Origin of the sequence: Caulobacter sp. HMWF025 (assembly GCF_003060965.1) — a bacterium.
In the GTDB taxonomy this organism is placed as follows: Bacteria; Pseudomonadota; Alphaproteobacteria; order Caulobacterales; family Caulobacteraceae; genus Caulobacter.
In genome coordinates this window covers 28298-40019 of sequence record NZ_QAII01000151.1, presented here as the reverse complement: position 1 = coordinate 40019, position 11722 = coordinate 28298, and the positions used below count along the sequence as shown (strand labels likewise).

General features: G+C 65.1%; 7 protein-coding genes. 6 read left to right on the top strand and 1 reads right to left on the bottom strand.

The features are described 5' to 3' along the window. A partial coding sequence (locus DBR10_RS19200; protein WP_199225355.1) for a calcium-binding protein occupies nucleotides 1–731 on the top strand: 731 nt, incomplete at its 5' end. Nucleotides 732–778: 47 nt separating this feature from the next. On the opposite strand, the gene DBR10_RS20195 is transcribed toward DBR10_RS19200, so the two are convergent. Beyond that, nucleotides 779–7030: a family 16 glycosylhydrolase gene (locus DBR10_RS20195; protein ID WP_108556512.1), complete on the bottom strand. Its 6252-nt coding sequence runs from the start codon at nucleotides 7028–7030 to the stop codon at nucleotides 779–781. Nucleotides 7031–7473: 443 nt separating this feature from the next. Between DBR10_RS20195 and ftsW the strand changes: the two genes are divergently transcribed. The 5 genes from ftsW to DBR10_RS18955 all read left to right on the top strand — a co-directional run bounded on the left by ftsW (nucleotide 7474) and on the right by DBR10_RS18955 (nucleotide 11720). After that, nucleotides 7474–8646 (top strand): putative lipid II flippase FtsW, encoded by a 1173-nt coding sequence (gene ftsW / locus DBR10_RS16135; RefSeq protein WP_108505691.1) that lies wholly within the window; start codon nucleotides 7474–7476, stop codon nucleotides 8644–8646. Between the two features lies 1 nt (nucleotide 8647). Next, nucleotides 8648–9736, top strand: a complete 1089-nt coding sequence (murG, locus tag DBR10_RS16130; RefSeq protein WP_108556511.1) for an undecaprenyldiphospho-muramoylpentapeptide beta-N-acetylglucosaminyltransferase — start codon at nucleotides 8648–8650, stop codon at nucleotides 9734–9736. 67 nt (nucleotides 9737–9803) lie between these two features. Next, complete coding sequence (locus DBR10_RS16125; RefSeq protein WP_108505690.1) at nucleotides 9804–10196, top strand: hypothetical protein; 393 nt, start codon at nucleotides 9804–9806, stop codon at nucleotides 10194–10196. After that, nucleotides 10193–10540 (top strand): hypothetical protein, encoded by a 348-nt coding sequence (locus DBR10_RS16120; RefSeq protein ID WP_108556510.1) that lies wholly within the window; start codon nucleotides 10193–10195, stop codon nucleotides 10538–10540. Before DBR10_RS16125 ends, DBR10_RS16120 begins: the two co-directional genes overlap by 4 nt. 844 nt (nucleotides 10541–11384) lie before the next feature. Further along, entirely contained in the window at nucleotides 11385–11720 is a 336-nt protein-coding gene (locus DBR10_RS18955; RefSeq protein ID WP_146184118.1) for a hypothetical protein, read from the top strand. Nucleotides 11721–11722: the final 2 nt, after the last annotated feature.

Below are 11722 nucleotides of genomic sequence, written 5' to 3'. Positions count from 1 at the left end.
GTTTTGCACTGGGCGCCAATATCGAGAACCTGACCTATACCGGTTCGGGGGCGTTCCAGGGGTTCGGCAACGGCCTGGCCAATGTCATCACCGGGGGGCTCGGCAATGACACCCTCGACGGCCGGGGTGGTGCCGACCGGATGATCGGCGGGCTCGGCGATGACGTCTATTTCGTCGACAGTCTGGCCGATGTGGTCGTCGAGACTGCGGGCGAAGGGACTGACCGGGTTCTGACCACCCTCAATAGTGCTGTGGCGGCCGCCCATGTCGAAACCCTGATGTTTATCGGCAGTGGCAATTTCCAGGGCTTTGCCAATGCGACGGGCACGGCGCTCTTCGGCGCGGCCGGTCAGGACAGCCTGATCGGCGGGGCGGGCACTGACCTTCTGGCCGGGCGCGCGGGGCAGGACGTCCTGACCGGCGGTGGCGGGGCGGACCTGTTCTATTTCGAGGGAGCAGGGCAGGGGATCGACCGGATCACCGATTTTGCGCCGGGTGTGGACCATATCGTTCTGCGAGGCACAGCCTTCGGCGTCCTGTCGCTCGCGGACCTCGACTTTGTGTCCGGCGTTGCGCCGGTATCAGCCGACGTCCGTCCGGCGATCCTCTACGATACGGCCACCGGGGCGCTCTATTTCGACGCCACCGGCGGCGACAGCACCGACCAGGTACAAATCGCCGTTCTTACCGGCCGCCCCGCCCTGGGCGCGACGGACCTGCTCGTCCTTTAGAGACAGCGTCGCCCGACCGTGATGTCGCCATCCGGTCGGGCAAGGCCCTAGACCAGCCAGAAATCGCCCGCCGTGAGGACGGCCTTGTTGCTCAGGGTGGCGATCTGGACCTTGTCGGCCCCGTCGCCGCCCGTGGCGTCGAAGAACAGAGCGCCGGTCGCCGTGTCATAGAGCAGGGTCGCGCGGGTATCGGTCGGCTGGGGCGCGACGCCACTGACAAAGGCCAGATCCGCCAGGCTGACGACGCCGAAGGCCGTGCCCTTGAGCGCGATGTGGTCAAGGCCGGCCTGGAAGTCGGTGATCCGCTCAAGCCCGCTGCCGAAGCTGTCGAAGCGGAACACGTCGGCCGAGGCTCCCCCGGTCAGCATGTCATTGCCCGACCCGCCGATCAGGACGTCAATCCCGGCCCCGCCGACCAGGGTGTCATTGCCCGCTCCGCCCGTCAGGACTGTGCCCGTGGCATTGGCATAGCCGGCGAAGTTGCCGGTGCCGCTGAAGGTCAGGGCCTCGATGTTGGCCGAGGCGATGGCACTGGCCTGGCTGGTGATCATGGTGTCGAAGCCTTCGCCGGCATTCTCCACGACCGCGTCGCCGTCGACATAGTAGGTGTCGTCGCCAAGACCGCCCACCAGGCGATCGGTGCCCAGTCCGCCGTTCAGGGTGTCGTTGCCGACCCCGCCGGTGATGACATTGGCCAGGGCGTTGCCGGTACCGCTGAAATGGCCGGTGCCGGTATAGGTGAGGGTGTCGAGATTGTCGGTAAGGACGAAAGTTGACAGGGCGGTCCTGACCGCATCGTAGCCTTCGCCTGCGGCTTCCACGACCACGGTCGCGGCATTGCGGACAATATAGATGTCGTTGCCGGCCATGCCCTTGAGGGTGTCGGCACCGCCACCGTCGTCCAGGGTATTGAGGCCGGCATTGCCCTCCAGGACCATGCTCAGGGCATTGCCCGTCAGGTTCAGGTTCGCCGTCCCGGCCATGAAGATCCGCTCGATCGCGGAACCCGCCGTAGCGACCCAGGATTTGGCGATCTGGACGATGTCGAAGCCGCCACCGGCGAGCTCGGTCACCACCTCGGCGCTGTCGTCGATGCGGTAGACGTCATTGCCGAGGCCGCCGACCAGGGTGTCGGCTCCCCCGGCACCGTCCAGGGTGTCGGCCGCCACGGTCCCGGTCAGGGTTTCAGCCGCCGCTGTCCCGGTGAGGTTGACACCCACCAGGAAGCTCGACGCCTGGAAGAGGCCGTCGGCGAACCGGAGGTTCTCGATCCCGGTCAGGACATCAAGACCTGCGGCCTGGGTGTCCTGGACAAAGAATGTACCGAGGCCGTCGCCGGTGACCACATAACGGCTCGCCGCGCCGGCATAGACGGCCACGTCGAGGCCGGCACCGCCGTTCAGTGTGTCGCTACCGAGACCACCCTCCAGGGAGTCATTGCCTGCGCCGCCGGTGATGAGGTTGTCGAGGGCATTGCCCTGGCCGGTGAAGTCACCCGTGCCGATAAAGCTGAGGGTTTCGACATCGGCGGTCAGGCCGTAGCTGTTCAGGGTCGTACTGACGGTATCCAGGCCCTCACCCGACGCTTCGGCCACCACCGTCGCGGCATTGCGCACGACATAAGTGTCGTTTCCGGCCATGCCCTTGAGGATGTCTGCTCCACCGCCGTCGTCGAGCGTGTTGAGGCCGGAATTGCCTTCCAGCGTCATGCCGAACAGGTTGCCGGTCAGGTTCAGGTTGCCGGCGCCCGTCAGCATGACCCGGTCAACCTGGGCTCCGGCCGTCACAACCCAGCTCGTCGACGTCTGGACGGTATCAAGGCCGCTGGCGGCGGCCTCGACGATCGCGTCTGCACTGTTGTCGACGAGATAGAGGTCATCGCCCAGGCCACCGTCGAGGGTGTCGGCACCGATGCCGCCGTCGAGGGTGTCATCACCGCCGCCGCCGCCGAGGGCGTCGGCGTTCGCGCCACCGGTCATCCTGTTGGCAAGGCCGTTACCGGTCCCCGAGAAGGCCGCCGTGCCCGTATAGATCAGAGCCTCAAGTTCAGCCCCCAGCGCATAGGTCGCCAGGTTCGTCCGTACGGTGTCGAAACCGCCCGCTGCCAGCTCCGTGATCCGGTCACCGGCATTGTCGATGATGAAGACATCGTCACCCGCCGCACCGCTGAGGGTGTCGGCACCGACGCCGCCGTCGAGCGTGTCATTGCCCGCCGCGCCGACCAGGCGGTCCGCGCCAGTGCTGCCGGTGACGGCGGTGCCCGTGACGCTGGCATAGCCGACGAAGGCCGCCGTGCCGATGTAGGTCAGGGCCTCGACATTGGCCAGGGCGATGGCACTGGTCAGGGTGGTGAGCTGGGTGTCGTAGCCTTCGCCGGCATTTTCAACGATCGCGTCGCTGGCGTTGTCGATGACGTAGGTGTCGTTGCCGAGCCCGCCGACCAGCCGGTCCGCGCCCACGCCACCGTCGAGCGTATCCTGGCCCGAGCCGCCGGTGATGACATTGGCCAGGCCATTGCCGGTACCGCTGAAATTGCCGCTCCCGATAGAGGTCAGGTTTTCGACATTGTCGGTCAGGACATAGCTGTCCAGCGTGGTCCGAACCTGGTCCGCGCCTTCGCCCGCAGCCTCAACCACCAGGGTGGCGGCATTGCGCACGACGTAGGTGTCATTGCCCGCGAGGCCCTTGAGGGTGTCCGCGCCGCCGCCGTCGTCCAGGGTATTGGTCGCGGCGTTGCCCTCAAGGGTCATCCCATAGAGGTTGCCGGTAAGGTTGAGGCTGGCGGTGCTGGTCAGCACGACGCGCTCGATTTCGGAACCGGCGGTGGCCACCCAGCTCTTGGACGTCTGGACGGTATCGAACCCACTCCCGACAACCTCGACCACGATGTCGCCGGAGTTCTCGACGATATAGAGATCGCTGCCCGCGCCACCGGCCATCGTGTCGATGTCGCCGGCCCCGTCGATCGTGTCGTCGCCGTTGCCGCCGACCAGATTGTCAGCCGCTGCGCCGCCCGTCACCGACAGGCCGCGAACCGATGACCCCAGGCTGACCAGTCCATCCGAGAACAGGGCATTTTCGATATTGGTCAGGCGGTCGGTCGCCCCCAGGAGGGTGTCGCGCACGAAATAGCTGCCGGCCCCGTCAGTGGTGATCACATAACGGCTGGCCGCTCCAGCGTAGATCGCAATGTCGGTACCCCCGGCTCCGTCGAGGGTGTCATCGCCTGCGCCGCCGTCCAGGGTGTCGGCTCCGGCCCCGCCGGTCAGCTTGTTGGCCGAGGCGTTTCCGGTGCCGTTGAAGGTCGCGGCACCGGTATAGGTCAGGTTCTCAAGCTCGGTCGACAGCACAAAGCTGCCCAGGGTGGTCAGGACGGTATCGGTCCCGCCGCCTGAGGCTTCGGTGATCCTGTCGCCGCCATTGTCGACGACGAAGACGTCGTCGCCGCCGCCGCCCGTCAGGGCGTCTGCGCCCAAGCCACCGTCAAGCGTGTCGTTGCCGGCAGCACCCACCAGGGTGTCGGTACCGATCCCGCCGGTGATGGCGGTTCCGGTGCCGTTCGCGTAGCCCGAGAAGTTGGCCGTGCCGCTGTAGACCAGGGCCTCGATATTGGTGGCCGCGATGGCGCTGGCCAGGCTGGTGACCTGGGTGTCGTAGCCTTCGCCGACGTTCTCGACGATCGCATCCGAGACCGAGTCCACGATGTAGGTGTCGTTGCCGACGTCGCCGACGAGCCGGTCTGCGCCCGCGCCGCCGTTCAGGGTGTCGTTGCCGGTGCCGCCGGTGATCACGTTGGCCAGGGCATTACCGGTTCCAGCAAAGGCTCCGGTCCCCGTAAAGGTCAGGTTCTCGACATTGTCGGTCAGGAGATAGGCCGACAGGTCGGTGCGAACGCTATCCACCCCTTCGCCGGTGGCCTCGATCACGACCGTGCCGGTCCCGCGCACGATATAGGTGTCGTTGCCGCCCATGCCGGCCAGGGTGTCGGACCCGCCGCCGTCATCGATGATATTGCTGGCCGAGTTGCCCTCAAGCCGCGTGGAGAGCAGGTTGCCGGTCAGGTTCAGGCTGCTGATGCCGGTCAGGAACACGCGTTCAACGGCCGCGCCGGCCGTTACCGTCCAGGTCCGCGCGACCTCAACGGTATCAAAGCCGCCTCCGGCCGTCTCCACCACCACATCGTCGGTGTTCTCGACCTCATAGAGATCATCGCCGAGGCCGCCGACCATCCGGTCGGCACCGGCACCACCATCAAGAGTATCGCTGGAGGCGGTCCCGGTCAGGGTATCAGCGGCAGCGCCGCCGAGCAGCCAGATGCCGGGCAGGGGGCCTGACAGGTTGACCTGTCCGTCCGAGAAGCCGAGGGCTTCGATCCGGGCCAGGGTGTCGGTCTCGCCGGTCTGGGTGTCCTGAACGGTGAAGCCGCCGCTGCCGTCGGCCGTGATGCGATAGCGCGAAGACGCGCCGGCATAGATGGCCACGTCCGTCCCGCTGCCGCCGTCCAGGCTGTCATTGCCGGACCCGCCGTCGAGCGTGTCGTCACCGAGGTCCCCGATGAGGGTGTCGTTGCCCACGCCACCGGTAATCACGTTGGCCAGGCTATTGCCGGTCCCGGCAAAGTTGCCCGTTCCGGTATAGGCCAGCTTCTCGATATTGGCCGCCAGTACGTGCGAGAGCAGGCTGGTCTGCACGAGGTCCGTCCCGCCACCGGCGGCTTCCATGACCACGTCGCCCAGATAGTTCACGACATAGGTATCGTTGCCGCCGAGACCCGTCAGGGTATCGGCACCGGCCGTACCCGTCAGCGTATCATCGCCGGCCGTGCCGGTGATGTTCTGGCCATCGGGAAGGGCCGAATAGGCCCGGACATAGTCAACGTCGAAGGTCGTTGCTGCCAGCGAAACGGGATCTGCTGTTCCCGCCCAGGCCCCGACGGCCAGGGTGACCACGAGATACATCGGCACATTCATGTCGGCCGGCGTTGGCAGCCGATAGACTTCCGCGCCGTCGACGTACCAGACGAGATAGTCCTTGTCCCAGAGCAGACCGTAGGTGTGGAACGCCGTGTCACCGCCCGGCGTATAGACCGAGGAACCGATCTGGGCGTTGGGATAGGAATAGTGGTGCAGGCTGGTATTGTTGATGTTGGCCAGCTGGCCGCGGGCCTCCAGGATGTCGACCTCAGTCATGTCGCCCGGGCGGCTCGACAGCAGCCAGAAGCAGGGCCAGGCCCCCTGGCCGGACGGCAGCTTGGCGCGCAACTCGAAATAGCCGTAGGTCTGACGGAACGAGCTGACGCTCGAGATCATGCCCGAGACATAGTCAAAGGTCTGGGTCGCCGAAGGCCAGAGTGCCGCCTTCTCAGCTGCGGTCGTGGGGCGCGCCTGGATCGAGAGCACGCCATTATTGACCGTGAACGGATTGAGCCCGAGGGCCGTGTCCGTGCTGCCCTTGAAGGTCGGGTCGACGAACATCTGCAGTTCGCCGGTGTAATAGCCGATATAGTGGCTGGCCTTGGTGCCGAAGCCGCCGAAACCGAACTCCGGAGCCCAGGTCCCGGTCGATCCGTCACCCAAGGTCTGCAGGCGCAGGGTGTCGAACTCGTCGGAGAAGGTCAGCTGGAACTTCTTCAGGTCGATCGGCAGCTTGAAATTGTCGGCGGTGAAGGCCGCGATGGTGGTCGAGCGGAAGGTGACATCGTCGGTTGCCGACAGTTTCAGCACCACGTCAGCACCGACCTGGGTCATGGCAGCCTTGACCTGGTCGAACGTGGTCAGGCCGTAACCCTGCAGTCGGACATAGTCCAGGCCTGCGCCCTTGCCCGCGGTGAAGTCGGTGATGACGTCGCGGCCCGAGCCGATGCCGAACACAAACATGTCCGACCCGCCGCCGCCGACCAGCACGTCGTTCCCGCCGAGCCCGGTGATGGTCTGGGTGTTGACGTCGCCGACGATCAGGTTGGACAGGGCGTTGCCAAAGCCGGCCGTCCCGCTCTTGGGCGTATAGCCGAGGATGTAAAGGTTCTCGACATTGTCGGGCAGGATGTAGTGGGCGGTGGTCTTGACCGTGTCGATCCCGCCACCGGCCGCCTCGATCACCTTGGTGGCGCTGTTCTGGACAATATAGGTGTCATCGGCCAGGCCCCCGGCCAGGGTGTCGATCCCGCCCGAAGCCTGGAAGGCATCCCGACCCGATCCACCAACCAGCGAGTCATTGCCGGCCGTGCCCAGCACCAGCACCAGGGGGCCGAGGCTCTGGGCAATCGCATTGCCAGCGTAGTCAAGATAGATCGTGGCCACGTAACAACGCCCCCAGCAAAGACAAATCTAGACAGCCGAACCCAAAGTTTTGCGAGAGGCAGGGAGAGTCACAGCCAGGAATAATGCGCGAAATTCCCCCCGCACATGCAGTCCCGATGTTGAAAACAACCCTCAGGGGATTTTCGCAATCCCCAGTTGCCAGCCTCTCCCTTAACGCGCGCTCAGAACAGTAAGTCTATGATTAACCACCGTTAACGAATAGCCTGATAGCTGACAATTGCGACAGCCGACACACAAACTGGGGATCGTTTGCAAAGAATGCGCAGCGACCGGGCATCCGGGGTGAGGGAAGGCGCAGATTCCATCGGACGGCCGGTATCGGCCGTTGCCCGTCCCGCGCCGCTCCCGACAATCACCGCCTGTCCACCGATCCGGATGCGGACTGCAACTTTCCGTTAACCCTGCGAGCCGACTCTCCGGGCATGTCGACCCAGACCACCCACGCCTTCGCCCGGACCGATCGCACCGCGCTCGGACTCTGGTGGTGGACCACGGATCGCTGGTTGCTCGGGGGGACTGCCCTGCTGGTTACGGTGGGCGTGCTGCTGTCCTTCGCCTCCAGCCCGGCGGCCGCCCAGCGGATCGGCATTGACGACCAGTTCCACTTTGCCCTGCGCCAGTGTCTGTTCGCCGGTACCGCTGCGGTCATCCTGCTGTCGACCTCGATGCTGTCGCCCAAGGGCGTGCGGCGCGCGGCCTTTTTCATCTATCTGGCAGCGATCGCCGTCATGATCGCCCTGCCGTTCATCGGCCATAACGCCAAGGGGGCGACCCGCTGGCTGCAGTTTGCCGGTTTCACCCTGCAGCCGTCCGAGTTCATGAAACCGGCCCTGATCGTGCTGGTCTCCTGGATGTTCGCCGAAGGCCAGAAGGGCGAGGGCGTGCCCGGGGTTTCGATCGCCTTCCTGCTCTACTTCATTGCCGTCGGCCTGCTGCTGATCCAGCCCGACGTCGGCCAGACCGTGCTGATCACCATCGCGTTCGGAGCGGCCTTCTGGATGGCCGGGGTGCCGATCAGCTGGATCATGGGCCTGGGCGTCGCGGCCGTGAGTGGTCTGGTCTCCACCTATTTCCTGTTCGACCACGTCCATGCGCGGGTGCAGAAGTTCCTCAGTCCCGACCAGGCCGACACCCACCAGATCACCCGGGCCGCCGAGGCCATCCGGGCGGGCGGCCTGTTCGGTCGCGGTCCGGGCGAGGGGGTCATGAAGCGCCACGTGCCCGACCTGCACACCGACTTCATCTATTCGGTCGCGGCCGAGGAATATGGCCTGATCTTCTCGTGGGCGCTGATCGGCCTTTTCGCCTTCGTGGTGGTGCGCGGCCTCTACAAGGCCATGAAGCTGTCCGACGGCTTCGAACAGGTTGCGGCGGCCGGATTGTTCGTGCTGCTGGGCCAGCAGGCCATGATCAATATCGCCGTGAACTTGAACCTGATCCCGACCAAGGGCATGACGCTGCCGTTCATCAGCTATGGGGGTTCGTCAATGCTGGCCATGGGACTGACGCTGGGCCTGGCCCTGGCGCTGCTGCGCAAGCGGCCCGGGGCCTATGGCCATACGGGCGAGTTCGGCCAGAGCGGCGATTTCAACTGACATGAGCAAGCTGGTCGTCGTTGCCGCCGGAGGAACCGGCGGGCACCTGTTTCCCGCCCAGGCCCTGTCTGAAGCCCTCAGCGCCCGCGGCTGGCGCGTGGTGTTGGCCACGGACGAGCGCGGCGCGCTCTATGCCGACAAGTTTCCGGCCGAGGAGCGCCTGGCCCTGTCGGCGGCGACCGCCAAGGCCAGTGACCCCGTCGGTATGGTCCGGGCCGGGCTCGTGGTGCTGCAGGGCGTGATGCAGGCCCGCGCGGCCTTCAAGCGTCTCAATCCGGCGGTGGTCGTCGGCTTCGGCGGCTATCCGGCCCTGCCGGCCCTGCTGGGGGCCCTCAGCCAGGGTCGCCCGACCGTGATCCACGAACAGAACGCCGTGCTGGGCCGGGTCAACCGGTTCCTGGCCTCGCGGGTCACCGAGGTGGCCTGCGCTTTCCCGATCCTCGAAAAGGCCCCGCCCGCCGTCAAGGCCCGGGCCCATGTGGTCGGCAACCCCGTTCGTCCGCCCGTGCGGGCCCTGTTCGAGATCCCCTACCTGCCGCCCGAGGTGCAGTTGCGCCTGCTGGTGACCGGCGGCAGCCAGGGCGCGCGCCTGCTGTCGGAGCTGATCCCCGAGGCCGTCGCCAAACTGCCCGAAGAGATGCGCGGCCGCCTCAAGGTGTTCCAGCAGGCCCGTCCCGAGAGCATGGAACAGGCCCGCAAGACCTATCGCAACGCCATGGTCGACTGCGAGGTCGCCCCGTTCTTCCGCGATATGGCCGGCTATCTGCGTCAGGCCCATCTGGTGGTCGGCCGCTCGGGGGCCTCGACCTGCACCGAACTGGCCGTCGCCGGCCGCCCCTCGATCCTGGTGCCCCTGAAGATCGCCGCCGACGACCACCAGCGCTTCAATGCCCGCCTGCTGGAAGAGGCCGGCGGCGCGGCCGTCTGCCTGGAAGACGAACTGACCGTCGATGCCATGGCCGGTGCCCTGAACGCCCTTCTCAAGAACCCCGAGCGCCTGGCCCGCATGGCCGACGGCGCGCGGAGCGTGGCCAGGCCCGATGCGGCCGAGGACCTGGCGGATCTGGTGGAGCGGACCGCGCGTCGCTGACACGCCTAAAGGTTGCCGTTTTGTTCTCATCGCGCTAGACTTGAATGGCGAGGATGGGAGCAGGGCGATGCGGCCGCCGTTCACCTATGTGCGATGGCCGCACCGGGCCCGGGTAATCGGACCAAGGTTCATTCCCTATCTGGACGCAGCGGGCGAGCGCTTTGAGGCCTCCGTCCGTATACGGATGGGCGCGCGCCAGTTCTGGACCTTCGCCTATTTTGAAGGTCTCGAGCACGTCGAGCCAGATGACGACCTGTTGGGCCGGTTCTGGGTCGAGATCGACGGCCACCGCTGGGCCAAGACGTTCCCGGGCACCGACGACATCCACCTGCTGCGGATCTGCCTGTGGTTCGCGGGCGACTGGCTGATCCGCACGGCCCAGCAGGAGGGCCTGACCCTGCTGCCGGAGCGTGCGACACCGGTGACGGCCTGGCCCCAGCTCTTCGAACGGCAGCCATGACGACGGTAGCCCCGGATCTGGTGCTGGGACCGCGCGTGATCTCCTTCTGCCGGATCTCGAAGGCGGACGCCGCGGCCGCCAATGACAATGACGACGAAGAGGGTTCGGTCCTGATGACCCTGCGCGCGCTTGAGGACGACGAGGTGCTCGGCTGGGCCGATATCGACCTCGACGGCCAGGCCGCCCGCCTCGAGACGCGCGGCGCCGACGAGCTTCAGGTCACCTATGAGCTGATCCAGCTGTCGGGGGCCTGGCTGATCGACACCGCGAAGGCCCGGGGCCTGGTGCTGTTCGCCTGGGCGCAGAAGCCGGTCGTGGCGCCAATGGATGTGTTTGAGCTGTGAGGGGGGAGCGGGGATCTACGAGGATCTATCCCCGTTGTCTGGATTGGAGATCCGATTTTTTACAATGACTTACAGAAAAATGAGTGACGCGAATCCGACGCGTTCAGGCTGACGGCATCATCGAACTGCAAGGCATTTGGAGCGAGAGATGACAGCAGATGATTTTGAAGGCGCGCTGCGAAAGTTTCGAAGCGACGCCGCGGCCGACGCCCTGCGGCGGACGCTTTGGGATCTCGAGGCGAAGTTTGATCCTAGCCAACCGCGTGCGCCGGTGGGGAGTTCCAACGGTGGGCAATGGGTGCCTCGGGGAGGCGGGGGTGGCTCAGGCATGCGAAAGGTTCCGCGTGCGGGGCTGAAGCCGGCAAGATCACTTGTAGCGCCAGTCGCGCGTACCCTCATTAAACATCCGGGCGCTATTGCGGCCACGGCTCGCGCCGGGGGGCTTCCTGCCGTTGTCGGAGGTGCCGCGCTCACGCGCGCGGTCGGCGATTTCGATCGTCGCACGACGGGACGGGAGAAGACGCCGTTTCTGAAGCTGCCGGCGCCAAAACTTCGGTTGTCGATCACAGCGGAGGATGGGGACGATCCTTCAGACCCCCCGCGCTTTAGTCGCGGCTTCTATGATCCTGCCGAAAAGGCGCGCGTCGATGAAGAGTGCGATGCACTTGAGAGGGACGACTATATAAAATGCGATACCTATGCGGCTATGTATGCTCGAAACAAGAAGGAAAGGGCGACAATCTGGAGATTTTGTGAGGCGACGATCACGGAAAGGCAAGCGGAATGTCGCCGAGAAGGTGGGTTTTCCGCCGTAAGGACTCCACTATACACAGGTAGGCGCTAAATGTCTGAATATTCACTATTCGACGAGCATCTCATTCACTATCTCGATGAGAATGATCAGGAATGCGATCTTTTTATCGTCTTCGAGTTTGGCCCTAATCGATCCGTTGATCTGGGCGATGGTGATGTCCTTGTCCGCCAAACTGGACGCGCTCGGTTCCATTTAATAGGAGAGGAGTATTCGGTCACCGCTTCCGGTGAAGGTCCTGTGCAGCTCATCTATCGCCTGATGACAATATGCGGAAGCTGGCTACTGCGAACGTCTGAGACTTTAGATTTGGATATCTATCAGTATGAACCTGGAGACGCCAAGGAGCCGCTCGACTTCTTCAAATAGTC